Raw genomic sequence first — 25859 nt, 5'->3', positions numbered from 1 at the left:
AATGTTCTTGTTGAGATCGAGCGCCGATTGGATTATTAAGTTCTACGTTGTATGAGGAGGATTACCCTGAGGACGGATATCAACAATTGGGTGACCTTAACTGTACCTGAAATATGTACGGTTTTTTCAGAGATTCCTGTTACTTGGTGTATTGCAGGAGGCTGGGCTTTAGATTTGTATGTTGGCAAGCAGTCAAGGAAACATGACGATGTAGACGTAATAATATTACGTGAGGAGCAATTAACTGCATTCCAATATCTATCGAAAGACTGGACGCTGTACAAAACCGAGAATGGAACGCTCGCTCATTGGAAAAAGGAGAATTTCTTACCGTTACAAATGATATATGGGTCAGTAAAGATAGCAACTCCCCATGGGCCTTTCAAATGATGTTGATAGATTCAAACCATGATTCGTGGATTTACGGAAGGGAAAATTCTATTAACAGATCAATGGCAGATATAATAGCAAAGACAAAAGAAGGTATCCCAAACTTAAAACCAGAAATACAACTTCTTTATAAGGGTGGAAGTTCAAAAATCCGAGAAAAGGATCATAATGACTTCTTGACTGTTATTCCATTGCTCACTCCACAAGCCAGAGAGTGGCTCAAAGCTTCTTTGCATACACAATTTCCAGAGGGACATGTTTGGGTGGATTATATCGAAAACGATAATTGATTGAGGATTTCATTATTTATGTAACTTTGACGTGGGCTTGGTTTGCAAACAAACCGTCAACAGGCTGCAAACAACAGTGTTAGTAGCCCCTATTCGTTTACACTCCAGCCCATCCACCCTTTGGGGTGCTACCTTACTTCACTTGACCTTTTGTTGGCGTTTCGTTCGACTTGACCCAGCCACAGGGGTATACTTCGCCTTGGCTCAAACCACATTGTTCCGCTAGCTCCGTCGTCTACGGGCTTCTTGCTCCCAATGTGCTCCTAAGCGTAGCCAAGGGAGATCGTTGCACATGGGCGTTGGCATATGTTCCGAGACATTCCCGCCGCGTTGCTCCGAACCTCTACTTTTTTGTTTTGGAACCGTTCAAACATAGGGGTTCGTGGAGGGATAAGAAGTTGGAGCGATTGGATTTCGTATGAGGACAATCCGATCGCGGCGGGGAAATAGTAGGGGCCGAGAGGCCGCGCCAGACGCGGGTTTGGGGGCTGTGACAGGTTGCCGAAAGGTAGTCTGTTGCAGCCCTTTTTGGGCTTTTTCGTTCAACAGCTTGCAAACATAAAGTCGGAGAAGGCAGTTGCAGGATCCCCGGAGAACGGCGAGTTCTTACGTGTAGTGCAAGAGTCCAGCCGCCATTCAGATAGCGTTGATGAACCAAAACTTTTTCCATCTACTAACGAACAGGACATTATAAACATTCCACGAATACTTCAAGTACGGTGAATTTACGGAGCTCAAATTTAAATCGTTATACAATTCAAACTGTTGCATGAGCCATGAAGGATAGATGGGACTGATTATATGTGTGTGAGGAGACTTGGATATGGAATTTATTTACGAAGATGAAACGCTGGCAGTAACCGTTGTTCAAGCGATCCAAACTGGCGATATTCCATCGTTAAAACGACTGCTCGTCGAGAATCCAGGGTTGGCAACGGCAAGAATTATCGGAAGAGACAATAGCAACGAAGGCGAAAGTTGTAGGATGTCTCGAACACTGTTGCATGTGGTGACCGACTGGCCCGGTCACTTCCCAAACGGATCGGCTACCGTGGGAGTGTTAGTCGAGTTCGGTGCGGAGGTGAACGCTCGTTTCACGGGTTCGAACACCGAGACACCGCTTCATTGGGCTGCGAGCTCCGATGACATTAAAGTGCTTGACGCGCTTCTTGATGCTGGCGCCGACATCGAAGCGCCAGGTGCAGTGATCGCAGGTGGCACACCACTAGACGATGCAGTAGCGTTCGCACAGTGGCGGGCAGCGCATAGGTTGGTTGAACGTGGAGCGCAAATCGCACTCTGGCATGCGGCTGCGCTAGGACAATTGGCTCCAATTGAGGCCTACTTCGCCGGTTCCACACTTTCAGAGCGATATCCTTGGGGAGCAAGTCGCTCTTCACCTCCGGACAAGATTACCGTCGCCTTCTGGTGCGCTTGCCACGGTGGACAACGGCGCTCTGCAGAGTACCTTCTCGACCGAGGTGCTGAACTGAACTGGATTTCGGTTTGGGATGGATTGACCCCACTGGACGCAGCGCAACGTAGTTCTGCTACTGATCTGGTTCATTGGCTGCATAGTCAAGGCGCCAAATCTGCCGGTGAATTGTGAAGGATCAATTATGGTTGCAGAGCCTCAAGCTAGAGTTCCTGAGGATTAGCTGACGGATACGATTGTTCAATGCATAATAGTTTGCAAACAACCTGCCAACAGCCTGCAAACAACAGCGGCGGCTCCCCCATCCACCTCTGGGTGCTACCTTGCTTCACTTGGCTTTTTGTTGGCGTTTCGTTCAGCTTGACCCAGCCACAGGAGCTTCTTTGAGCCCTCATCTTCATGACAAGGTGGGGGCTATTTGACGTATACCGTTATTCAAATCTATCGCAGCTGTTAGATACCCTGCAAAGTAGTTGTATAGAGACTCTCCCCCCACAGCAAATGCTCATCTAGGCAAATGATTGAAATTCAGCCTGCTAGGGTGAAAACCTCCACCAAAGTATCACACCGTACATAGTATGAGCCAAATGAGGTGTGAACCGCCTGTTTCGGGGTGTAAAATATGCAAATATTGGAGGAAGTACAATTAGAAATTGAACGATGCATCAGCCGTCTGAGGAAGGAACAACATGCGGACGGGTCTTGGAGGTATTGTTTTGAAGCAGGACCAGTAACAGACGCCTATATGATGATTCTCTTAAGCACCCTTAACAGCCAACACAAGGAGCTCATTCCCTTGCTGGGTCAGCGCTTGCTGAACAAACAGGCAGCGAATGGAGCATGGAAGCAATACGACGATGATGAAGGTCATCTCTCTTCTACGATCGAGGCTTATACCGGGCTGCTGCTTTCCGGTTATTCAGATCGATATGACAGCCATATGCAATTGGCGGAAGCCTTTATCCTTCGTAACGGCGGAGTCGAGAATGCTCATATTTCCACCAAATTCATGCTGGCTTTAAATCATCTCTACCCCTGGCCTGCCTTTTATCCGATCCCGCTATTTTTATTGCATATGCCTAAGTTTATCCCCTTTAGCTTTTACAGATGGAGTTCCTATGTTCGCATTCATTTTGCCCCCGTATTGATTCTTTGCCATCGTAAATTCTCGCTTAGGAAGCCATCCGCACCGGACATTACTCACTTATTTGCAACTCGTAAACACAGGAGACTGGATAGAAAGGGTCGTTGGTTACATGTATTTTCGAAACCCCGGCCAGCTAATCCTGTCTCTAAGGCGGCAATTAAGAAAGCGGAGCGTTATATGCTGCAAAATATAGTACAGGATGGTACTCTCGGCAGTTATGCGAGCGCCACCTTCTTCATGATTTATGCTCTTCTGTCTCTCGGCTACCAGCATGATTCTCCTGTTATTCAGCATGCCATTCAGGGGTTAACCTCTTTTGGATACCAAATAAACGATGAGGCCCATATTCAGAACTCTCCTTCTACGGTATGGGACACGGCGCTGATCTGCCATTCTTTACAGGAAGCGGGACTAACGACAGAAGATCCGGCGGTTCAGAATGCTGCTCAATATTTACTTGCTCTTCAGCAAAAGGATCTAAGGGAGGGAGGAGTGAACACTCTTGATCACCTCGCAGGAGGATGGGGATTTTCTGAAGGCAGCACCGCAAATCCGGATGTGGATGATACGCAGGCCGTTTTGCGGGCGCTTACGCGGTTTGCTGACCATCAATTAGACTATCGGGAGGCGTGGAGAACAGGAGTTAACTGGTTGTTAGGAATGCAAAATGATGATGGGGGCTGGGCAGCCTTTGAAAAGAACAGCATCCCATCCATGACTCGCCAATTCCGTATACCGAACTTTGCCGATACGGCTGTAGATCCTTCTGCAGCGGATGTAACAGGTCGTACCCTTGAATTTTTGGGCAGTCACTTAAAGTTGACAATGACTCATCCCCGGGTTCAAGACAGTGTACATTGGCTTATCAAAAATCAAAAAAAAGATGGATCATGGTATGGTCGGTGGGGAATTTCTTTCATCTATGGTACATGGGCCGCTGTCACCGGGATGAGAGCAGTCGGGATGTCTGCCGATCATCTGATCATTCAACAAGCGATTGACTGGCTGTTAAAGATCAGGCAATTGGACGGTGGGTGGGGCGAGTCTTGCAAGAGCGATATACACAAAAAGTATGTTCCTGCTCCCTACTCTACGGTGGTTCACACAGCCTGGGCAGTCGATGCCCTCATTGCCGTCCATGATCAGCCAACTGAAGAGATCAATAAAGGACTGGCCAATTTAATGGAATGGAACGGGCAGGAAAGCAAACGATCATCGTACCCGACCGGTGCCGGGCTGCCCGGGCATTTCTATATTCATTATCACAGTTATCCCCATATTTGGCCCTTGCTCACCTTGAGTCATTATATGAAGAAATACAAAGGCTACTGCATTTAAACAATTTCACTTCTATGAGAAAGCAGCCCTGCCCCCTTTCTGGACGATCACATATGCTAAACTAACCGCTATAAAGGCGGAGAAAGCTTTTAGTGGCGAGAACAACGATCAATAGGAAAGGAGAAATTGGAGAAGTTATGGCATACCTTGACCCGCAATTAATGAGAACGTTCCGCTGCAAATTCATGAACCCTCTGCATTTCAGCCGTGTTTGCGGAATTCTTAGATCCCATCGATTTGAAGATTTAAAAGACCACGGTAAGTGCTGTAACATGATTGATCGGCTATCCGATTGTTTGGGAGTGCCGGTCACGCCCGAACAAAGAGAGAACGCAGCCCAGTGGCTGATGAACTGCTGCGTTGATCCTGAGAATCCTTACCATCGTAGACGGATGTGGAATCTAATCCACGGGAATTTGATATCGCTTTGAGTTATATTGAGCTGTCTAATAGGCAGCTCTTTGTTTTGAGTACTTGGCTGAATGTCAAGTACGGCACCCTGGACACGTTGGATCATGCCGGGCGGACAACAATCTGGAGCCATAGCCGATGAGTAAGCTGAAGCGACCCGGCATGCACTTGCTGTCCTCTTTGCAGGAGGGGCATTTATATAGATTAAAGGGCCTCGGGCTTCTTGTCGGCGGGGGTGCCACGGTGGCATGAAGATGACTCTTACCGCCAAAGCTAAAGCATAACTTAGGGATGTATGGTCCGCCGCGCTCCCCTCTTCCCGAACCAATGGCGCTGACGTTTTGCCGCACCAATGACGGCTCTCCCCTGAGCAAAGTGCCGGTCGGCACTTCACCTCCGCTGGCTCAATGAACCTGACGGAGCAAACGAGCGAACCGCTTCCTTCGGTCCATACTTCCTGATGCGTACTTCAAGTGAGAGATCCTTGTGGGCAACGACAGCTGGAGCGATTGGATTAGCTATGAGGAGAATCCGATTGCTCGGGGTGAGGAGTAAGTGCTAAAGTGGTCGCGTCGGACGCGGGGTGGAGGGCTGTGACAGGTTGCCGGGTGGCGACTTGTTGTGGCCCTCTTTGGGTTTTCCGTTCAACAGCTTGCAAACAAGATTCTTGATGCGGAAATAAGTGTGCAAAGACAGCAATTGAAAAGAAACTATACGAATTATCTTGATTTATAATGTTAGAATCAAAATATAATTAATCAAGGATGGTATATCGATGAGAAAGCTGATTGTTCAAGAGTTGGTTTCAATTGACGGCTTCTTTGCAGGTCCAAACGGAGAAATTGATTGGCATCTCGTGGACGATGAATATGGCGAGTACGCTAAAGATTTCCTCAATTCATTAGACATTTTATTATTCGGAAGAGCGACTTATCAGCTTATGGTGAGCTATTGGCCGACAGAAACTAATGATTTTGCCGACATCATGAATTCGATACCAAAGATTGTTATTTCCAAAACATTGGAAAAAGTGGATTGGCAAAATACTAGGCTGGTAAATGAAAATATTGTTGAAGAAATCACGCAGATCAAGCAAGAGTCGGGTAAAGACTTGGCGATATTGGGGAGTGCCGACCTCGCTTCTTCTTTGTTGAATGCAGGTTTGATTGATGAATATCAGATTACGGTTGTGCCAGTTGTGTTAGGTGATGGTAAGCCTCTATTCAAAGACATGCATGATAGAGTGAACATGAAGCTTCTAAAATCAAGAGTGCTCCATTCTGGGTGCATCCAACTTCATTACCAACCGGATGGAGCCGAATAGACGTAACATTGCAAACAACCACCAACAAACTGCAAACAAGCTCCCGTCGTCCACGGGCTTCTTGCTCCCCAATTGCTCCCAAACGTAGCCAAGGGAGGTCGCTGCACATAGGCGTCGGACGCGGGTTTGGGGGTTGCGGCAGGATGCCAGTAGACGCGTTGTTGCAGCCCTCTGTTGGTATTTCGATCAACAGCTTGCAAACAAGAACGAAAGAAGGTTCACTTGACAAGTTTTATTTATTGATTACAATATAATTAGAATTCTAACTATAGAGGTGTGCAATGATTAAAGAAAGCGAGCATGAGGATTGGCAGTGGGATAAAGGACCGATAGGCCGGCTGATAAAGACGGGCTATATTACGCTTCGCAGAGAAGTGGAGGAGCTGTTGGTGCCGACAGGGCTATCCCATACACAGTGGAGCGCGTTGGGCATTATCCGCCATTTTCCCGGAATTATGCCGTCTCAATTGGAACCTATTCTTATGATCGAACGGCCAAGCGTTACAAGCTTGATGAACGGACTGGCGAGCAAGGGATTAATCATACGTAAGGAACATCCGCAGGACGGGCGATACAAACAAATCTATCTAACGGAAATGGGTTTGAAATTGGCAGAGGAGACGCAGCATTTCACTACTGCTATAGAAGAGCGGATTAAGGAAGGGATGACGGCGGATGAATTCAATTCCCTAAGGGCGCTTTTGGTTAAAATGGTCGGGTTATTCAAAGAGGAGTGACAACCTTTTTTAATCATATAGTTAGAATTCTAATTAATTGTCAATAAGGAGAGACAAATTATGAAGAAATCGATTCGTATTGCCGGATGGATTGTTGTAGGGGTGACTTCATTATTTTTTGTTCAGAGCGGCATACAGAAGTTGGCGGGAACGGAACAGATGGTCAATTTGTTTCAGAAATTGGACTATCCCGACTGGTGTCGAATCGGAATTGGTTTGTTGGAAATTGCGGGCGCAGTCGTGTTGGCGTTTCCGCGTTTGACCCTCTATGCAGCGGAAGCGCTTGGCGTTCTTATGATCGGAGCAGTTATGTCCGAAGTAACAGCCGGTCATGGTTTTGGCGGGGGCGTATTACCCGGACAGTGGTTAATCGTATTGGCTCTGATTGCAGGGGTGCGAATCAGATTCATTTCTCAATCGAAAGCAAAGGAGAGGAGCAAATTATGACTGAACAATTCCAGATAATTGGATTCGAAAGCTCCGGTTGGTTAGGCTTTCATCATGTGGCCTTAGTGACTTCGGATTTGGACGCTACCATTCGCTTTTATGAGAACGTGCTTGGAATGCATTCATCATCGGTGTATCCGGCAACCTCCCAACGCGGCAGGCACTGCTTTGTGAAACCTGGTAATACGGAATCTTGGGGAATCCATTTTTTCGAATACCCGGATGCCCAAATCTATCAAAGCGTCGATGCGCTGAGACGTCTGGCGGAAAATCCAGAGTCGGCAGATTTGTATCGATTCGTACCCGGGGCGCTTCAACATATCGCGTTCGCTCTCTCATCAGAAGAAGATGGATTGGCCCTGCGCATTAAACTGAGCAGCTGCGGGGTTGCGATGACGGATATCTACGATCAGGGCAAAATACGCAATTTTATTTTTATCGATAATAACGGAATCCAGTTGGAAGCCGCCTGGCAGAAGAGATGAGACATTGGGGGATAGAAAACGGCACAAACGCCGAGCTGATTAACGGCAGGAAGATAATCGGGTAGGAAAAGGCGCTTGCGCCATCCACCGATTTTGCGGACAGTCCGGCAATCGCCGCGACCCAAGTAAGAACGGGTTTCCCGCTTTATTCGCACCTGGCGCCGCAGCCAGCTACTTACACACAGGAAAGGGCAGGATGAATGCACTCATTCATCTGCCCCTTCCGAAGTGGAATTCTTATTAGATTGTTTAGTTTGACAAAGCAGTAGGTCTAGCAACAGTAGAAGCTATTTGTTTTCTTTGGCGTCTGGCCTTTAAGAAGTGAAGTGCCTCATAGAAGGTAGGCACCATGATCAAAGTGAACAAGGTAGCGGAGGTTAACCCTCCGATAACGACTACGGCTAAACCCTTGGAAACGATGCTGCCTTGTTCCGCTTTTGAGAATAAAAGGGGAAGCATAGCGCAAATTGTTGCAATGGCCGTCATCATAATTGGACGCATTCTATTGGAGGCTGCTTCAAGCAAAGCTTCACGGATGCTCATTTTCACCTCATTTTGTTTAACGCGATCGATCAAGACAATCGCATTGGTAACTACAATTCCGATGAGCATCAAGACACCGAAGATAGAGGTTATTTCAAATGGCGTTTGCGTGATCATCATCGCAAGGACAGAACCGATTGCGGCAAAAGGCAGAGATAGTATACTTGCAATTGGCGCACGGAAGGTTTTAAATGTGACGACCATAATCAGAAGCACGATCCCAATAGAGACAACCATGGTCATGTATAAATCATTAAAGTCGCTCGTTTGATTCACGGAGGCTCCGCCTTGCACGAGAGTAACTCCGGCGGGAAGCTTTAAGTCTTTTGTTTTCGTTTGGATTTCTTTGTTAATGTCGGATAATTTATCTGCCTTAACCTGAGCCGTAATCCGAATATATTGCCGTCCGTCTTTATGCAGAAAGCTGCTTGGATCGCTGGTTGCTTCAATTTTGGCAATGGATGATAGCGCAGTTACACCCTTGGCGGTCATGATTTCAATGCCGGAAAGATCTGCGCTGGTAGCAGGATTAAACATGGCACCTAAGAAAATCGGTGTATCCTTGCCATCTAACTGCATGGAACCAATTGGCGTCGGATTAAGCAGAGAACGCATCGCCATAGCCGTTTCTTGCGGATTAGCTAATGCCGGATCAACAACAACCGAATACCCTGGTTTCTTCTCATCTTGGTTACTAACCACTTTAGTTACACCGTTGATGGCTTTGATCGTAGTAGTGATTGTCGCAGCGGCTGTTGTTAGTTCTTCGGCATTATCTCCTGTTAAGTCAATAGTAACGGGTGAAACCTTATTTCCTATAGAGCCTGCACCGACGGCCTCTATTTCGGCGCCTGGATAATTCGATTTTTGTGAATTAACCTGATCGATAAAGTGATCTGCATTGGCTCCTGTCTTCATAATAAGGGTGAATTTTGCAAGCGTCGGGGAGCTGACCAGACCCCATTTGGCATTGTCTTCACTGTTGCCTTGCTGCAGAATTGAATATTTGACCTCGGGCTGCTTCATGATGAATGCTTCCAATTCAATGGCCTTATCCTTTACAGCTGTAATGGGGGTTTCTGGTGGATAGGTCAAGTTGATCGTAAGGAATGTAGCATCTGATGTATCGACAACACCCTTAGGTAAGGTTGTATACAAAACAAGCGAGCCAATAAAGAATACAATGGAGATGACACTGGTTATTACCTTATGATTCAAGCTCCATTTCAACAAGCCAAGTAGACGCTTTGGTTCTGCCTAATATAAGTGTTACTAAAAAAGATACTGCTGCTTTGTTGCCAAATGCCCATTTTGTAAACCAAGTCATTCCTCACAAATCCCCTTCCAATTTTTCTAAAAATTAGAAACTCATATTACCGAAAATAAACGCCAAGCCTATGATTATGCCTCCCGGCTTAGCGTTTTCCTTTAAACAATACCTAAGTCTTGACCGATCATAGAAAAAGCAGCAGCTAACGTGAAAATAAAGTTCTAGATTGCAGCTTCCTTCTTTAACTATTTCACACCCGCTTTTTATACACTCTCATCGCAAAGAAATAGGCTACGAGCAAAATCCCGACGCACCACGCAAGAGCGACCCATATATCATTGCCCACCGGCTGATCTGACAGCAGCGCACGTATGGCTCCCACTATCGAGGTCACCGGCTGGTTTTCGGCAAAGGCGCGAACGACCGATGGCATCGATTCGGTGGGCACAAACGCCGAGCTGATAAATGGCAGGAAGATAATCGGGTAGGAAAAGGCGCTTGCACCTTCCACCGATTTTGCGGACAATCCCGCAATCGCCGCGACCCAGGATAATGCCAGCGTAAACAGCATGAGTATGCCGGCGACCGCAAGCCATGGCAATATCCCCGCCGATGAACGAAAGCCCATAATGAGCGCTACGAGAATGATGACGACAACCGATATGGCGTTGGATACCACCGAGGTCAGCACGTGCCCCCACAGCACGGCGGAACGTGAAATCGGCATGGTGTGGAACCGCTCAATTATGCCCCGTTGCTTATCCAAAAACAGGCGGTAAGCCGTATAGGATATACCGCTTGCAATCGCAATCAGCAGGATACCGGGCAACAGGTAGTTCACATAGTTATCCGTACCGGTTTGGATTGCGCCGCCAAGCACATAGACGAACAGCAGCATCATCGCAATCGGAGTGATGCAGACCGTGACGATGGTGTCTATACTGCGGAAAATATGGCGCATGGAACGTCCAAGCATAACGCCCATATCGCTGAAGAAGTGGTTCTTTGCCGTCTCCATTTACGCGCCCTCCTTTTTGCCGACGATGGCGAGGAATATCTCTTCCAATGTCAGCTGTTTTTCAACATACTCCACCTTTGCGGGCGGGAACAGCTTTTTCAGCTCTGCAAGCGTGCCGTTGGCGATGATTCTGCCCTCGTGCAGAATGGCAATTCGGTCGGCAAGCTGCTCAGCCTCATCCAAATACTGCGTGGTCAGGAATACCGTCGTTCCACCGTCGGCAAGCTCCTTGACAATCTTCCAAGCCTCAATGCGTGCCTCGGGGTCAAGCCCAGTGGTCGGCTCGTCGAGGAAAATGATCTGCGGATTCCCCACAAGGCTCAAGGCGATGTCGAGCCTGCGGCGCATACCGCCCGAATAAGTAGACGCCCTGCGGTCGGCGGCGTCTGTCAAGCCGAAACGTCTAAGCAAATCATCCGCTACCAGACGCGGACTTTTGAGATATCTCAGCTTGGCAATCAAGATCAGATTTTCCCGTCCGGTCAAAATTTCGTCCACGGCGGCGAATTGCCCGGTCAGACTGATCGACTGCCGCACATTCTCGGGTTTTGTTGCAACATCGAATCCGTTTACGGTGGCGGTTCCGCCGTCTGAATTGAGCAGCGTAGTGAGGATTTTGACAACCGTTGTCTTGCCCGCCCCGTTGGAGCCGAGCAGGGCGAAAATACTGCCCTTTTCCACCTCAAAATCTACGCCCTTTAGGACTTGTAGCTGCTTGTAGGATTTTTGCAGTCCTTTTACTTGAATGGACTTGGTTTGCATATTCTTCCCCTCCCTTAGATAACCGTAACCTTTGACAAATCGGCACCCATGCCTTTAAGCGAAGCATAGGTCAACTTATCCATCATCGCGCCATCAAAGCAGACGGTTTTGATAATACGGTAATATTTTTTAGACAACGAAGACGTCGGAAAAGACACGTTCTTGAGTGTCGCGCCCTTAAACGAAACTTCGTTCAATGCCGACTTGTCAAACTTAACGCCGATAAAGGTTTGCCCGTCAAAACACAGCCCTCCCAGATCGGAATATTTGAACTCCACGCCGTCAAAGATACAGTTTTCAAAGATTGTTTTTCCGAGGTCGGTCATGTTCAGCTTGACGTCGGTCAGTTTTACATCGATGAATTTGGCCCCGGCCAGCCACGACTTGCTGAAATTGGTGCGTACAAGGATCGATTTATTGAAGCTTGCATTCGCAAGATCAAGGGCGGACAGGCTGCAGTCAGTCAGATTTGCGCCATCAAAATTGGCTTCACGTACATCGCTGCTCGCAAACGTGCTGCCGGTCAAGTCCGCACCTGAAAAGTCGGAACCGTGCAACGCGCTACCTTTAAACAGTCCTTTATGGGCCGTAACGCCTGCAAAGTCGCTTTTCGCCAGGTTACTCGCGCTAAAGTTTGTCACCACCTGCCGCTCCAGCGAGCGGGAGAGGTTGGCAACCTCTTGTACCGTTTGCTCAATGTCGCCGATGCTGTCAATGGTCATCTCAAAAGCCGTTTCATCGTCCTTGCCCTCGGCTTTGAGTTCGCGGAACCGCTCCTGCAAATCGGAGAGCAGGTCAGTCTTTAATTCGGCGACGCTTTTTACCCCATCGTACGGTGCGAAAACGCCGTTCAAATAGTTGTTCAATTTTTCATTCATAACATCAAATCTCCTTATAATAAGTTTTCAAGCACGCGTTTTGCGTACTCCCAGTTGCTTTTGTTGCGAGCGTAAGCAGCCTTTCCCTTTTCGGTAATCCTAAAATATTTACGCCGTCCACCCTGAGATTCATCGCCCCAATACCACTCGATATCACCATCCACCTCAAGCCGCCGTACGCTGGAGTACATCGTGGCTTCCTTTAATTCATACTCACCACCCGAGCGCTCGGCAATTAGCTTGACAATCTCATAGCCGTAGCGGTCAGCTTCGGACAAGATCCGTAAAATCATCGTATCGGTATGTCCTCGCAGCAGGTCGGATGTAATTTTGTTCTCGCTCATGTAATCACCCCCGCATTTGTATAGTACGACATAGTACTGTGACTGTCAAGGTAATATTTTAGTTATAATACTTTGTTTGAAAAACATGATATATATTCATTGCGGTATCTAACGGATTCATTAACCTAACGGATACGATTGTAACGAAGTTATCTCCCCGGCATCAGCTTCTCAGCCCATCCATGACTTTTGTGATTCAAATCGCTTCCGCTTGTCGCATGTTATCGCGCTTCCGCCAACGCATTGTCCCAGCAATAATCATCTTTGCGAAAGGTTTCAAACCCAGTTACTCGAATAAATTAAGGTACATGGCAAACCCAGGATGGGCCTAAACGGAGGAAAAGCGACTTATAGTCGGTCGACGCTTGAAAACGGGGGATGCTACAATCAAAAACGCAATCTGAGGTGATTCGGATGGATGACCTATTGCATCAATTCGGACAACGGATGAAGGAACTGCGAGGCGCCTTCGGCATCACGCAAGAGGGGCTTGCGGCTCGCTCCGGGCTCGATCGCACCTACATCGGCAGCGTAGAGCGCGGAGAACGCAACGTGTCTTTGCTGAACATCGAGGCGATCTGTCATGGGCTTGACGTCGACATCGGCTATTTTTTCGCCTATGAGCCTTTCGCGGTTCACTCTGCCTCGATGAAGCGGGCGTACAGGAAACCGCTGGAGGAGCGGTTCGTCTATACGGCGCACGAGGAGGAGCGCTTGCTGGAGTGGCAGATCAACGGAGGCATTACCGACCGTGAACTGACGAAGATCGGCTCCGTGCTCATGAGACATTGCGTCGATCTGTCCCGTTACGGCAAGGTGAAGCTGCTTATCGACATTCGCTCCATGCTAGCCGAGGGTCAATCGTTCGTTTTCCGTCCAGAAGTGTTGGATCGATGGGAACAGCTGCAAAGGTGGGCCGTCCCCTACTGCGACAAAGTCGTCGTCCTCTGCAATAGCAAATTCATGCAAAATCAAATCCAGCGCCAATCCGTACGAAGCGGCATTGCCCCCGTGCAGGATTGCTTGTACGAGCTCGATAACCAATGGATGGAAGAGGAAGCGCACGAACGGCTCGGCATCGTGTGCTTGAAGCCGTAACACCGCCAGATCTGATCGGCAAGTCCATGTTTGTTTTGAGCATGAATGCAGGTAATTCCAACGTTTGGAGGGGGAAAAATTGTATATAAGCAAAAAAATGATTTTAATATGTTGCGGTCTCCTCGTGCTTGTTTGTTCCGGTTATGGCGCTTACGCAGCCGTTCAGAACAAACAGACGTCAAGCGTAATTAACGCTTGCGCCAATACGAATGGGGATCTTCGAATCGTTGCCTCATCTAAATCGTGCAAGAAAACCGAGAAATGGATCTCGTGGAACGTGATCGGACCCAAAGGAGATACCGGTTTGACCGGGGCAACCGGTCCGCGAGGCGCGAAAGGAGATACCGGAGCAACCGGAACGACAGGCCCGCAAGGTGTCAAAGGAGATACTGGCGCGACTGGGGCGACAGGCTCGCAAGGGGCCAAAGGGGATACCGGGGCGACAGGTCCGCAAGGTCTCCAAGGTCCTAAAGGAGATACGGGCACAGCAGGGCCTCCGGGCACGGAGATCATTTCATCGGCTTTCAGGGCTAGTGGGGGACTCCAAAAAACAAACTATCCCTCAGGCATTGTGTTCGGAACTGAAAGTTTTGATTTAGCGGATGAATTTAACTCTACTACATTCACTCCTAAAAATGATGGTATCTATTTCGTTCAGGCTTCTTTCGAAATCTATCTGGGTAGCGCTTTAGGCAGTAATCTAGAGCTAGGTATCGTTGAGAGGCCGGCTCCGGGGATGTTTAATTACCTTCACAAGTATAAAATCACTCCTAAGGGCCCGGGTTACTACGATATCACCACATCTGCGATTCTTAAGCTTAAAGCCGGGTCCCCAATTGACATTATTCCTTTTTATACGGCTGTGAACGGAGACGATACAGCGATTACGGATGCAGTTTTCGAAGCGGCGAGACTCCCGTATCCCCTTACATCTCCTATTGAGTAAGGAGATCGGAGGCCGTGTCGGATGCGGGTTTGGGGGCTGTGACTGGTTATGGGCAAGTAACCTGTTGCAGCCCTCTTTGGGCTTTCCGTTCAACGGCTTGCAAACAAGAACCCGACGAAAGCAGTTGCAAGAAGCCCGGAGCCAGCCGCAGTCCGGAAGTCGGAACAGGTGGTTGTTGAAGGGTATCGTGCATCTTGACGGCATCCATCCACCAACAGGCGAGGCGTAACCTTTCGTGCGGAGCAAGAGTCCGACCGCCTATTGGAGAGGAGATTACTCAAGGGGATATTGATGGCAACTGGAGGTTGCGGGACTCTGCAACTACAGCGGTCTTTACTTTTCGTATGGGGTCAGCAAATAATGACGTATATATTACTGAAAGGTTGCTGCTGAAATATGATTTTTGGAGAAAAGTTAAAGACGGAAAGAAAGAAGAAGGAATGGTCTCAAGAGGAATTAGCGGCGAAGCTTTTTGTTAGTCGACAGTCTGTTTCCAAATGGGAGAATGGCCAGAACTATCCGAGCATTGAAGTCATCATTAACGTAAGCGACCTCTTTGGTGTAACGATTGATGAATTATTAAGAAGTGATGAGGAGTTGACAAAGAAAGTGATAAGAGATGGTAAGAAATTGGCCTATCCAGGATTAAAATTAATATTCGATGTTTTGTTTTTAGCCGGTGTTGTTCTGCTTGCCATAAAACTGGGTGTCCTCCTTTTGAACAAATTAACGCCACTGGATATTACATTGTTCGGAGGGAAGTTTTTATGGAATTTTGGATCTCTATTTCTAATGGTCGGTGCAGGGATTGGTTCCGGTATCCTCAAAGAGAAATATAAAAAAGACTAACCAACTATGTTGGCGTTCGACATGTTAAAGAAACGAGGGAGATTAAATATCCGTACAGATATATCGCTGGTGCTGCTGGTGGCAATGGCCGCAATTGCGATTCCTCGCGTGGTCGTAGAAGACTTGCAGCTTCTTTCGTTGGAGTCGCCACTCTATAAGGTGCTTTCAATAGGCCCATTTCTAGTATATCTTGCCGTTGCTTTGTTACGGAAGAACAAGCGACCGTTGTATGACTATATAGTCTTGGGTACGCTGATTGGCCTGTTCGTGGCTATAACCCATCAGATAACCATGGAAATACCTGACCTTAAGGGGAAATTGAATGACTCGTTCAGCCCGGCACTGGAAGAGATAGTCATTCGCTTCGTGATATTTATAAGGATGCTTGCGACTCATTTCATAATTGGTATAGTTTTTGGCTTGATCGCCACCGCTGTTTGCTGGATCCGACAGAGAAGAACGAAGAATCCACCCAGGGATTCTTCATCATCATCAGCACTGCTTCAGCGCCTTGCTCCAGCGCTGGGCTTGCTTCTGCTTGCGCCATGGGTGGGTGAATTTTTACTGGGAGTCAGTCCGCTCCGGAACATTCTCGGGTTTCCGCTAATTCTGCCGCTGTATGGTGGGGGCGCTCTGCTCGTTCGAGAGCTAGCCCGTCGTACTGGCCGCGGTTGGCCGACTTTATTCCTTTTGGCTGCGGCATATGGCGTTATTGAGGCGGGTCTCGTAGATCAAGCGCTTTTTAACCCAGCCTTCTTAGATCTTGAATCCCAGAAAGTTACGCCTATACCCGTTTTGGGTATCAGCGCCTACAACACCCTGGCTTTTGTGATGGGGCATGTCATTTGGAGTATCGGCGTCCCTATAGCCATAGTTGAGATGCTGACGCCTGCCAGAATGACGGCACCCTGGCTAGGTAAGGTTGGTCTGACCATAACGGGTGGTTTGTACCTTGTTGGCTGTGCCATCGTGTTTAACTTTATATACGCCGATGAAAAATTCTTAGCTTCGCCGGGACAGCTAATAGGTGCCGCCGCTGTGGCGCTCACGCTGATTGCTATCGCCTTTGCTATTAAAAAGAAAAAGGATCCTGCTGTACCTTCAGCCCGCCCGGTGCCGAAGCCATGGCCTCTTGGTGTGGGTACGTTTGTAGTAGCAAGCTTATTTTTTATGAAGCCTGAAAGTTGGGCTGGTGTAATTATAGGCATATTCATCTTGTGTATCGTGTCGCCGCTCGTTGCCCATTGGTCGCGGCAGCAGGAGTGGTGCTTGCGGCATCAGTTCGCATTGGTTGCTGGAGCTTTACTTACGTATGCATGGGGAGGCTTTGCCATGACAATATTGTTATGGCCGGATGACTCTCTAGCTTGGCTAGGCAATGTGCTCTTTTCGTTGATCGCCATTGTGTTGCTGATTGTGACCTCAAAGCGTATACCCCAGACCCCTTAGGCAATTAGGCCGAACATTCATTCCAGCCAAGCTCGGATGGTAAAGAGATTGTTATTCCGCTAACAGGAATTGGCTGCAAACAAGAGGTCGGGGAAAGCAGTTGCAAGTACCCCCGGAGCCAGCCACAGTTGGCCGGTCGGGTCAGGCTGTTGTTGAATGCTCGGTGCAGCGCACCCTTTCGTGCGAAGCACGAGTTCGATCGCCGTTGGCCCTCGCGCCCCTTACGCTTGAGCTTCGGAGGCGTTAGAGTCAAGCTGCAGCAAATCTGCCTTGGAACCGCTCTTGCGGGGGCTGTTGTCACTCTTACGGTACTCGCAAGAGCAGCGTGAGGACAGCAAAAGGGAGCAGCCCGAAGGCAACTCCCCCAATGCAAAGCTGAGGCCTAGTAGAACGTATCACAAGTCCTTGTCTAGTACCGCCTGAAATTCAGAGCAACGCTGGTATGGGAAGCATGAACGCAAACCCGTCACGCAGGTCCTTTGTAAAACATTTTGGATTCGTCTTAACTGCCAGAACTACCTATCCCATGTGTAGGGTAGAACTTCTGGAACGTTCTACTAGGGAAGTGCATTTGCGCGTGTTACCTTTCCAACGACGTCCTTGATAGCAGCAATGACCGCGTCTGGGCGCTCCAACTGCATAACGTGGCTGGAGTCTGTGAGGACTTGATGTGTGCTGTTGGAGGACCAACTGGCTTCCTCGTCCTGCATGCTTGCCCAAGCTGCTTCCGAACGATTGAACTGTTCGCGCGTGAGCCCACTTGCGGTTCGTTCAGCTTCGCTGAAAGCGCTCCATGGCTTTCCTCTGGAGAGCACGGCGAGGGGCAAGTTGCCTAGGGTGCGAAATGTGCCGGCCTCACGCAGCGAATCTTCGAATACGGCTGCCTCCGAGAAGGCGGCTGCGAGTGATGTCGGTTGATAGGCCGTGATTGCTTTAGCCGTCTGGGACGGCAACTCCGGGATTTCAGCATCGGGAAGCACGAGCCTCGGCAAACCGGACCACGCCATTGCGGCGAGGGCGCGAAACACGAATGGAATCGGATCGCTCGCTGGCACGCCGGAGGCCTGAGCGAGGCGAGCGGTCTGTTCGGGATGCGAGGCGTCGACCAGAACCATCCCAGCGACCTCTTTTCCGTAGTACTTGGTGAACGTCATGACGTACGGGCCACCCATGGACGCACCGACCAAAACATAAGGCGCTTGTTCATTTGCAGCACGCAGGGCCTTGTGAAGATCTTCGGCAATGGCGAGACTGTTTCGCGGACCTTTGGCCGGATCGCTCCACATAATGCCGGCCCGGTCATAGGAGCAAACACGCGTGAACCGGGCGACCTGTTCCTGCACGGGTTGCCATAGCGGAGACCCGCTTGTGTCGGCACCCGCCTCGAGCACGACGACCGGTGTGCCTTGACCCTCACAATTCAGATGGATCTGGCGGCCACCTATGTCCACAAGCCTTCCAGGCGCCGGGAAATCCTTAGCAGCCCGGCTGCGAGCCGCCTGTTCATAAAAGACGCCAATCGAGACTAGAGCGATTGCAAGGATAGTGATGGTGATGGCTACGCGCTTTATCCAACGACGCATAATATTCCTCCTACTGTAAAAGTAATGTTTTCTCCTGCTTTCTCGCGAATTCTCCGAATTGCAACTTTGACATGAGCTTGGACCGATTTTCTCCAAAACTGTGGATAGTTGATTATGACCGTACAGTGGATATCCAGATTGGCCCATGGGGTTTACCCTTCCATGTCACGCTGGTCTATGAATGTTATGCTTCGGCTTCTCCGGTGCTTCCGTTGTCAGTTGCGATACAGGTTACTCTCGCGATGAATCAGGATTCTTGCTTCTCGCTTGCTGATGTTGGTCTTCCCTTCTCGTTTACCTGAGATGTTATCTTTCAGCGCTCTCTCCTTTTCATTCATCTAGGGACACTATACACGTCTTATTTGAATTGAAGATGAACGGAGAGTTACAAAAAAACAATCGGAGGCCGGCGACCCTCCGATTGTGATTAAATCAGGTGATATGTGCTGCTATGCGGATGTTACAGGCCCTTCCTGAGAGGCAGCTTCACCGTGAAAACCGAACCTCCGCCCGGCTCTCCATCCGCCCGGATTTCCCCTCCATGCACATCCACGATTTGTTTGACAATGGACAGACCTAGTCCGCTTCCGCTTACGGCACGGTCACGGGCCTTGTCCACTTTGTGAAACGCCTTGAAAATATCCGTCCGCTGATCCTCCGGTATCCCGATGCCGCTGTCCGTTATGCGGACGACCGCCGACCGACCGTCGGCATAGGCGCGAATGCAGATCCTTCCGCGGACAGGAGTGAATTTAATTCCGTTGCCCAGTAAATTCGTCCATACCTGGCTGAGTTGATCCTCGTCCGCATGGATGGTTACCGGCTCCAGGTCCAATTCGACGGCGATCTCTTTACCCGACCATTGCGGCTCGAGAGCGATAACGACCTTACGGATCTGTTCGTCAAGTCGGAAAGCCGCCGATTGGACGGGATGACGATCGTGCTGCAAGGAAGAAAGCCGCAGCAGGTTTCGGCTGATCCTGGACAACCTATCGCTTTCTTCCTCGATAATCGTCAGGTAATGCATCCGGCTTTCCTCGCTCATGGGTTTCTGCTTCAAAGCCTTGGCGAAACCGGAGATGGACGTCAGCGGCGACTGGATCTCATGCGATACGTTCGCTACGAATTCCCGCCTCATCCGGTCCAGCTTAGCAAGTTCCTGCGACATCTCGTTAAAACTCGCGTTAAGCTGTCCGATCTCATCCTTGCGGTTGGTCCTGAGCTCCACGTCAAAATGGCCTTGAGACATTCGTCCGGCCGCATCTCTCAGCCGTAGAAGCGGCTTCACAATCGATCGCGCGGCGACCAGAATGAGGGAACTTCCGATCAGGAAGACGGTCAGCATCTCCGTGTTGACTTCTTTGTTCGACTGCAGCCACAATTCGTTGCTCTTCAGCATGACGAATAAGGCATAGGACTTGCCGTCAACCGGGAATGGAAGTCCGACCATCGGATATCGGCCTTCGTTTTCGATGTCCCCGGCCACGCCGCCGGCCAGCACGTGACGAATCCGTTCCGCGTCGGGAACGGCAGGCTCCGACCTGTCTTCCAGCAATGGCTTGCCGGAGGCGTCGAACAGTTGAATCGCATAGATCGATATGCTGGAAACGTTATTCATGAAAGGAATCAATTCCGTTCCGGCGGACGAACGGTAGGTCTGAATGATTTGCTTGCCGTTTGACAACAAGCTGTTCTCCAACGTGTGCACAAACGGTTTCCGAAATAGGAGCGCAGACGCAATGGAAGCGATGATAAGGCTGACGACGATGACGCCGATGAAGATGAGGACGATGCGGGTATAGAGCGATTTAATCCCGGCACACCTCCAGGCGGTAGCCGAGACCACGCAGCGTTACAATGCGGAAATCAGACTCGTGTTCGGCGAAGCGCTCCCGAAGCCGCTTGATGTGAACGTCCACGGTTCGCTCGTCTCCTTCGTAATCTTTTCCCCAAATCTCCCCGATCAGATGATCCCGGGTGAACAACTGCCCCGGGTAACTCCCGAACTTGTAGAGCAGTTCGAATTCTTTCATGGGCAAGGTGACCTCCAGGCCGTCCTTGTACACCACCTGGTAGCTTTTGCGGTCCAACTGCAGATCGCCAAGCTGGACCGTTTGGGAACAGGTGATCCGGTAACGTTTCAACAGCGCCTTGACCCGGAGCGTAAGCTCCGTTGGGTCGAACGGCTTCACGAGATAATCGTCGGTACCCAGCTTGAAGCCTTTGATCCGGTCCGCCAACTCGTCTTTTGCGGTAATCATGAGAATCGGCATGTCCCCAAGCTCGCGGAGCTTGGCGCACAAGTCCCAACCGTCCATTCCCGGCATCATGATATCCAGGACGACCAGATCCGGCGAATGGTTCTCGGCGTATTCCAGCGCTTCTGCGCCGTTTCTCTTCTGCACGACTTCGATCCCTTCATCTTCGAGGTAGAGCCGTACCAGTTCGCGAATGTGTGCGTCATCGTCCACAACCAGCACTTTGGGCATCCGAATCTCCCCTTTCCGCCTGTGCCGCCACATTTTACAACATTTGTATGAACTCAGTATGAACAAAAGCCTCCGGCGCGACAGCAATCTCCTCTTGCTTCTTGCCCTTAGTAAAACATGCCAAAAATTCGGTTGTCAAATACTTGGGGAAAGAGGTGCAGAGCGGACAAACTGCGGCTTGTCGCGTCACAGATACATACGGTGCAATGAGCGGCAGTGCGCAAATCGGGGGAGCATTAGGGAGGAGTGTTTGAACGATTGCTTGGCGGGATAAGAAGCTGGAGTGTTTGGATTAATTATGAGGAGAATCCGATTACGAGGGGAGAGGAGTAAGAGCTTAGAGGCGGCGTATCTTTCGTGCGGAGCACAAATTTTAGGCCATTTCTTGCAATTCTTTCGTTAGGCTGGCCAGTGTCTTCGTTCGTTCTTGCGTCTCCTGTTGGTCGAATAAAAGCTGTTCTATCCATTCCCAAATATCCTCCAGTCTGCGTCTTCCCTGATAAAACCGCAGAACGTCGGGTTTCAGAACAAAATCAGGGTGTCGCTTCCGATAGACACCTAAAAACGTATCATAATAAGGTTGATCAACTAGGAACATGAAATCCGCCTCGACGGGTGCCAGACGCAATCCTTCCCAATCAATTAGGATGAGCTGTTCTTCTGCTTGCATCAGATTCCAGTTATGGAGGTCTGTATGGCACAGTACATTTCGCAAGGATCGTTGCGGCAAATCCCGAGACAGTTTTTCAATTTCGTCGATCAGCTCATTCATTTGCTCTGTATACTGGCTTATCACTTCGCTCACGTCTGATGGAACCGGCGATACTTGCCCTTTCATGAGCTGCTTTAATTGCCTGACAAAGGGGATGGAGAAATCTTCTTTAAGATGCTGTGTATTAATCGGTAATTGTTCGTCGTACGAGTGAAGCTCCGCAATAATGTCCGATAGTTGTACCGCCTGATTGTTTGTTAAATCCCGGGGCCCGATTGTTTCTCCGTCAATGTAATCATAGAGCAGAAAGATACCCTCAGCGTTAGCACATTGGTAATTACCACCTCTTGTTGTAAGGGGAACAGGGATTTTTCCTTTTAAACTGCTGTGATGATGGAGCCAGATCAGGACGGGGACATATTCGTTAATCAGGGCAGTCCATTTCGGAGTGGATGCTCTGTTATTCTCGTAAATTTTCAAGAAGTAAGAGCGGTTGTCCGCAATCACCTTGTAGGCGAGCGAGGACCAGCCGCCTTGTTGCGGTGCAAGGTGCGACACATTCAGCTCGTAATGCTCATATATCGTTTCCTCAATTTTGTTCATAAGTCCTCCAGTTGGAAAATCGCAAAGTCATCGTATGGCCACATTGTAACGGATGTCGTACTGCTTGTCATCTCGGGATGTTCGCAAACAACCTGCCAACAATTTGCAAACAGCCCCATCCGTCACACCCCAGTCCTTTTAAAAAGTTTTCGCCGTTTCAACAGCCAGTTGAATGGCGTCTTCGATTATTTTTCCCCTTAGTTCCGGAGACTTGTTATGGCCTTCAGCAATAACCTTCGTTATTTCTCGGATACCGAATAAATGTAAATTCCTTACTACAAAATTGACCGCCATTTCCGATGAAGCCGCCTCTCCCTCAGAATAGTAACCTCCGCGAGCATTTAATAACGCCACCTTTTTACCTGAAGCCAATCCGACTGGGCCTTCCGGTGTATATTTAAAGGTGGTCCCAGCGCGATTCAAATAATCGATATACGTATGCAAGACTGCTGGAACGCCAAGATTCCAAAGCGGAAAACCGATGACGATCTTGTCCGCGGCCAAAAATTGATCCAGGTATTTGGTTGCAATATCTGTTACTTGCTTTTCCTCCGGAGTGAGAGGCATGCCCTGACTGAATTTGAATGCACCGTTAATCATAGCAGCATCCAAGTAAGGCAAGTGCGCTTGAAATAAGTCAAGCTCAGTCACCTGATCTTCAGGATGGGAGTCCACATAACTTTTCAAAAAAGCTTCATACAATTTAACACTTACAGCTTGTTCCACTGGACGATTATTTGCCTTTACGAATAAAACCTTTCTCATTCCCGTCTCCCACCTTATTTTGACTATTGCTTTCGCTCCTAGTTTAATCCCTTCCACTAGTGTCAGGGTCAATACCTTTCTGTAAGAGACCATGCGATTGGATTTAGATATCTTATTGTTGAACCAGAGCACTCTATGTTAAAATAGCGTTAGAAAAACCGAGTGCGCGAACATTCGGCCTATATCATTGGCTTGGATGGGGGATCCCTTCAAGTTAATGAACGGAACCCAAACCCACCTTCGGCTGCTACCTATAGGTGGGTTTTTTACTTTCTTTTTCACAAGATGGCTTCAGGTAAAGGAGAACGATCGGCTTGATTATTGCGCAGCTCGGCTATTTCGGACTCGTGTTCTGGTTCGGCTTATATGTGGTTAATAGGGATATAAGAAACGTTAGGCTATTGCTTGCCGGTCTCGGCGCAATTGTTTGCTCGCTTGGTTTTGGGGTGGCTGTATTGATGCCCTATAGCCAAGGGGCCCAGCTTGTGGGACTGTCACTCGGCAAGGTACGGGATATCTGCTTTTATCTGCCCTTGGTTCTGTGGCAAGGTGCCGTTCTATCGACTGTCTCCGGAAAAGAGGATAAACGGAACGTATTATGGCAGCTATGGAAGTACGGGCTGACGGGGTTGGCGCTGGGTAGCGTGATTTGGCTAGCCTTCGCTGAGAATCCTGACATATACGACGTTTCCTACAAAGCTGCGGTATGTATGTTTTTTATCCTGTTAACGGTGCTTTCCATATGGGGGGCGGTGTCCGATGGGATAAAAAGGCCGCTTCACTTCTATGTCTTCAGTTTTGTGCCGCTTCTGGTATTTGCCTGCATGACGGCTTTGAATCTCTTTTTCCCGGAGGACGAATGGGGCCAGGGGACGCTTGTGGCAATCGGTGCCGGAATGCTGCTGTTTGGCGCATATACGTTGATCAAGGAAATCAGGGAGCAAGGGGAATCCTGGCTGCCCGATTTGTTTCGGTCGCTCGATTATTCTATCTTTTTTACACTCATTTTTTCCGGTCAGGTTGCGCTTGTTATTTTGCTCGGAACGGGGACGGGCTTCGATTTTGCGACGCTGTCGTTATTGATGGTCAGCATGATGGTTTCCATTGCATTCCAAGTGTTCGTGTATCCGATTCGGGCTTTGCTCGACAACATTGCTTTAATGACGTTCCCGAAGCTGCGCACGGAACGCTCCAAACTGCGTTTGGTCGAAAGCGTTCAGGTTCGTATTGATGACGATGCGAAACCGGAGGAGATGGACGATGAAGAGCTCTACCGTCATATCCGGCGCGCGACTAGTAACTTGGGCAATTTGGAGCGATTGGCGTCGAGTCCGCTCGCGCAATTGAAGCTCATTGACGAAAGGCTTCGGAAGCGGGGGGCGGCGGATGGCGTAGTGGAACGGGCTAACGAGCTTAAGTCTTTGCTTATCGAAAGTATTTTGCAAATGAAGCCGCGCCGGGATGAACAGTTCGGCACGACGGACGAATGGAAATTTTACAATGCTTTGTATTTCCCTTACGTCGTCGGCATTAAGCCGTATAGCGTGCGCTATTCGGACAATCAACTGGACGCCCCTTCCAAAGACGCTTTGGAGTGGTTCCGTACCTGCGTGCCCGAGCGCACCTGCTACAATTGGCAGAACGCAGGCGCGCGTCTTATTGCGACAAGTCTGAAGGAGAAAAATGCCCTTATCAAGGCGCAATAACGATGAAAGACATAGATGGCGGTTGTTTCCTTGGGAATACCTAGGGGAGCGGCCGCCATTTTTTTGCTGACCGAAAAAATACGCAAGATTGGCACCAAATGGCAGTGAAAAGCATGGTTCTGGCAGTCGTATGTGGGCTAATCTCGGTGTTGTAAGGGCGCAACCAAACCATTAGGAGCGATCATTAATCGCCCCCAAAAGAAAGAGGAGATAGATATGAAACAAAGTAGAGCAATAATGCCAGCAGGAGAAACTCTCATCCGCAAAGTTCTGCTGACGAATGCCGTTTCGTCCGGGGCATGCGGGCTGCTGTTGTTGTCCATTCCCGGGTATGTCGCCGTGTGGACAGGACTAGACAGTAGAACCGCTTTGGTCGAAACCGGGATTTTTCTGCTCTTGTTCGTCGCATTTCTCGTTTGGACCGCAACCAGGAGTATTGTTTCTCCAACGGCCGTGCTTGTTATTGCCGTGATCGACATTCTTTGGGTCGTCGGCAGCGCGCTTCTGCTGGAGGTTAAAGGAACTACGGGGACGATGACCGTTTTCGGTCTCTGGGTAATCTTTTTGACGGCTGCGGTAGTTGGCGTATTCGCGATTTTCGAGGTGTTGTATTGCTGGCGTAACCGTTCTTTCGGAAGAAATCAAGCAATCCGGTAAATGGCGCAGCCTGCCGGGTCTCAGATTAAGAGCCGAGAGGCCGCGTCTCACGCGGGGTGGAGGGTTGCTGCAGGTTGCGAGTAAGCGACCTGTTGCGATCCTCTTTGTCTTCTCTTACAAACGACTTGCAAACAAGCACTCGCTGAAAACAGTTGCAGCAGGCCTAGATCCGCCTTTATTTTA

The 25859-nt window shown here is 49.2% G+C and carries 24 protein-coding genes and 1 pseudogene; 14 read left to right on the top strand and 11 right to left on the bottom strand.

Features of this window, described 5'->3' with window-relative positions:
- Positions 1 to 51: 51 nt before the first annotated feature.
- The 8 genes from K7P76_RS33650 (at position 52) to K7P76_RS12450 (ending at position 8004) form a co-directional block, all read left to right on the top strand.
- The gene (locus K7P76_RS33650; protein WP_373692384.1) at positions 52 to 390 is read left to right on the top strand and encodes a nucleotidyltransferase domain-containing protein; all 339 of its coding nucleotides are present in this window, start codon (positions 52 to 54) and stop codon (positions 388 to 390) included.
- The gene (locus tag K7P76_RS33445; RefSeq protein WP_309244758.1) at positions 309 to 680 is read left to right on the top strand and encodes a hypothetical protein; all 372 of its coding nucleotides are present in this window, start codon (positions 309 to 311) and stop codon (positions 678 to 680) included. The genes K7P76_RS33650 and K7P76_RS33445 overlap by 82 nt, the downstream gene beginning before the upstream one ends.
- An 823-nt stretch (positions 681 to 1503) precedes the next feature.
- Positions 1504 to 2289: an ankyrin repeat domain-containing protein gene (locus K7P76_RS12475; RefSeq protein ID WP_232185618.1), complete on the top strand. Its 786-nt coding sequence runs from the start codon at positions 1504 to 1506 to the stop codon at positions 2287 to 2289.
- 448 nt (positions 2290 to 2737) lie between these two features.
- Positions 2738 to 4600, top strand: a complete 1863-nt coding sequence (locus K7P76_RS12470) for a terpene cyclase/mutase family protein (protein ID WP_232185617.1) — start codon at positions 2738 to 2740, stop codon at positions 4598 to 4600.
- 1186 nt (positions 4601 to 5786) lie between these two features.
- A complete protein-coding gene (locus K7P76_RS12465) occupies positions 5787 to 6335 on the top strand; it encodes a dihydrofolate reductase family protein (protein WP_232185616.1) in 549 nt (182 codons plus the stop codon).
- Positions 6336 to 6616: 281 nt separating this feature from the next.
- The gene (locus K7P76_RS12460; RefSeq protein ID WP_232185615.1) at positions 6617 to 7072 is read left to right on the top strand and encodes a MarR family winged helix-turn-helix transcriptional regulator; all 456 of its coding nucleotides are present in this window, start codon (positions 6617 to 6619) and stop codon (positions 7070 to 7072) included.
- A 60-nt stretch (positions 7073 to 7132) separates the two neighbouring features.
- On the top strand, positions 7133 to 7519 hold the full coding sequence (locus K7P76_RS12455) for a DoxX family protein (RefSeq protein ID WP_232185614.1): 387 nt from the start codon (positions 7133 to 7135) through the stop codon (positions 7517 to 7519).
- On the top strand, positions 7516 to 8004 hold the full coding sequence (locus tag K7P76_RS12450) for a VOC family protein (protein ID WP_232185613.1): 489 nt from the start codon (positions 7516 to 7518) through the stop codon (positions 8002 to 8004). Before K7P76_RS12455 ends, K7P76_RS12450 begins: the two co-directional genes overlap by 4 nt.
- Before the next feature lie 19 nt (positions 8005 to 8023).
- On the opposite strand, the pseudogene K7P76_RS12445 reads toward K7P76_RS12450, so the two are convergent.
- From K7P76_RS12445 to K7P76_RS12420, 6 genes and pseudogenes are all read right to left on the bottom strand, one after another.
- Positions 8024 to 8134 (bottom strand): annotated as a pseudogene (locus K7P76_RS12445) (ABC transporter permease); the annotation flags it as partial.
- A 119-nt stretch (positions 8135 to 8253) separates the two neighbouring features.
- Entirely contained in the window at positions 8254 to 9777 is a 1524-nt protein-coding gene (locus K7P76_RS12440; RefSeq protein WP_255678500.1) for an efflux RND transporter permease subunit, read from the bottom strand.
- A 290-nt stretch (positions 9778 to 10067) separates the two neighbouring features.
- Positions 10068 to 10835, bottom strand: a complete 768-nt coding sequence (locus tag K7P76_RS12435; RefSeq protein ID WP_232185611.1) for an ABC transporter permease — start codon at positions 10833 to 10835, stop codon at positions 10068 to 10070.
- The gene (locus tag K7P76_RS12430) at positions 10836 to 11597 is read right to left on the bottom strand and encodes an ABC transporter ATP-binding protein (RefSeq protein ID WP_232185610.1); all 762 of its coding nucleotides are present in this window, start codon (positions 11595 to 11597) and stop codon (positions 10836 to 10838) included.
- A 14-nt stretch (positions 11598 to 11611) separates the two neighbouring features.
- Complete coding sequence (locus K7P76_RS12425; RefSeq protein ID WP_232185609.1) at positions 11612 to 12475, bottom strand: pentapeptide repeat-containing protein; 864 nt, start codon at positions 12473 to 12475, stop codon at positions 11612 to 11614.
- Positions 12476 to 12489: 14 nt separating this feature from the next.
- Complete coding sequence (locus K7P76_RS12420; RefSeq protein WP_232185608.1) at positions 12490 to 12819, bottom strand: PadR family transcriptional regulator; 330 nt, start codon at positions 12817 to 12819, stop codon at positions 12490 to 12492.
- A 414-nt stretch (positions 12820 to 13233) separates the two neighbouring features.
- Between K7P76_RS12420 and K7P76_RS12415 the strand changes: the two genes are divergently transcribed.
- The 4 genes from K7P76_RS12415 (at position 13234) to K7P76_RS12400 (ending at position 17161) form a co-directional block, all read left to right on the top strand.
- A complete protein-coding gene (locus K7P76_RS12415) occupies positions 13234 to 13917 on the top strand; it encodes a helix-turn-helix domain-containing protein (RefSeq protein WP_232185607.1) in 684 nt (227 codons plus the stop codon).
- A gap of 79 nt (positions 13918 to 13996) precedes the next feature.
- Positions 13997 to 14863 carry a hypothetical protein gene (locus tag K7P76_RS33365; RefSeq protein ID WP_304518403.1) on the top strand — a complete coding sequence of 289 codons (867 nt, stop codon included), beginning with the start codon at positions 13997 to 13999 and terminating at the stop codon, positions 14861 to 14863.
- Positions 14864 to 15259: 396 nt separating this feature from the next.
- Positions 15260 to 15712 carry a helix-turn-helix domain-containing protein gene (locus K7P76_RS12405; RefSeq protein WP_232185606.1) on the top strand — a complete coding sequence of 151 codons (453 nt, stop codon included), beginning with the start codon at positions 15260 to 15262 and terminating at the stop codon, positions 15710 to 15712.
- A 21-nt stretch (positions 15713 to 15733) separates the two neighbouring features.
- On the top strand, positions 15734 to 17161 hold the full coding sequence (locus tag K7P76_RS12400) for a hypothetical protein (protein ID WP_232185605.1): 1428 nt from the start codon (positions 15734 to 15736) through the stop codon (positions 17159 to 17161).
- A 557-nt stretch (positions 17162 to 17718) separates the two neighbouring features.
- Here K7P76_RS12400 and K7P76_RS12395 read toward each other — a convergent pair.
- The 5 genes from K7P76_RS12395 to K7P76_RS12375 form a co-directional block, all read right to left on the bottom strand.
- Entirely contained in the window at positions 17719 to 18744 is a 1026-nt protein-coding gene (locus K7P76_RS12395) for an alpha/beta fold hydrolase (RefSeq protein ID WP_232185604.1), read from the bottom strand.
- A 460-nt stretch (positions 18745 to 19204) separates the two neighbouring features.
- A complete protein-coding gene (locus K7P76_RS12390) occupies positions 19205 to 20590 on the bottom strand; it encodes a sensor histidine kinase (protein ID WP_490166407.1) in 1386 nt (461 codons plus the stop codon).
- A complete protein-coding gene (locus tag K7P76_RS12385; RefSeq protein WP_232185602.1) occupies positions 20553 to 21233 on the bottom strand; it encodes a response regulator transcription factor in 681 nt (226 codons plus the stop codon). The genes K7P76_RS12390 and K7P76_RS12385 overlap by 38 nt, the downstream gene beginning before the upstream one ends.
- A gap of 373 nt (positions 21234 to 21606) precedes the next feature.
- Positions 21607 to 22548, bottom strand: a complete 942-nt coding sequence (locus K7P76_RS12380; protein ID WP_232185601.1) for an aminoglycoside phosphotransferase family protein — start codon at positions 22546 to 22548, stop codon at positions 21607 to 21609.
- Between the two features lie 138 nt (positions 22549 to 22686).
- Positions 22687 to 23313 (bottom strand): FMN-dependent NADH-azoreductase, encoded by a 627-nt coding sequence (locus tag K7P76_RS12375; RefSeq protein ID WP_232185600.1) that lies wholly within the window; start codon positions 23311 to 23313, stop codon positions 22687 to 22689.
- 314 nt (positions 23314 to 23627) lie between these two features.
- Between K7P76_RS12375 and K7P76_RS12370 the strand changes: the two genes are divergently transcribed.
- Positions 23628 to 25019, top strand: a complete 1392-nt coding sequence (locus K7P76_RS12370) for a hypothetical protein (RefSeq protein WP_232185599.1) — start codon at positions 23628 to 23630, stop codon at positions 25017 to 25019.
- A gap of 216 nt (positions 25020 to 25235) precedes the next feature.
- Positions 25236 to 25676, top strand: coding sequence for a hypothetical protein (locus K7P76_RS12365; RefSeq protein ID WP_232185598.1), 441 nt, complete (start codon positions 25236 to 25238; stop codon positions 25674 to 25676).
- Positions 25677 to 25859 lie beyond the last annotated feature (183 nt).

Source organism: Cohnella silvisoli (genome assembly GCF_021190915.1).
Classification (GTDB): Bacteria; Bacillota; Bacilli; order Paenibacillales; family Paenibacillaceae; genus Cohnella; species Cohnella silvisoli.
The sequence above is the reverse complement of the archived record's forward strand: the minus strand, read 5'-3'. Positions and strand labels throughout refer to the sequence as shown.